The sequence below is a fragment of the Priestia sp. SIMBA_032 genome (genome assembly GCF_046535215.1).
In the GTDB taxonomy this organism is placed as follows: domain Bacteria; phylum Bacillota; class Bacilli; order Bacillales; family Bacillaceae_H; genus Priestia; species Priestia aryabhattai.
This window is the reverse complement of sequence record NZ_JAWRXD010001321.1, coordinates 1-245: the sequence shown is the minus strand read 5'-3', so window position 1 is coordinate 245 and position 245 is coordinate 1. Positions and strand designations below refer to the sequence as shown.

Genomic DNA, 245 nt, shown 5'->3' with positions numbered 1-245 from the left:
GTGTTATTTATTGGTTTGATTAAAGAAAAGTTTCACTTTTCCTCAGCAATTACTGTTATCTAGTTTTCAAAGAACAATCGCAACCAAAATTCTTCTTATCTAATAAGAAGAAAGTAGTATGCTTTCTATAATTGAGAGATTGAACTCTCAAAACTGAACAAAGTGTCAAAACGTACGTCATGTAAAAATCCTTAGAAAGGAGGTGATCCAGCCGCACCTTCCGATACGGCTACCTTGTTACGACT

The 245-nt window shown here is 34.7% G+C and carries 1 rRNA gene; it reads right to left on the bottom strand.

The features are described 5' to 3' along the window. Positions 1-195: 195 nt before the first annotated feature. Positions 196-245 (bottom strand): 16S ribosomal RNA (locus SB717_RS38595); the annotation flags it as partial.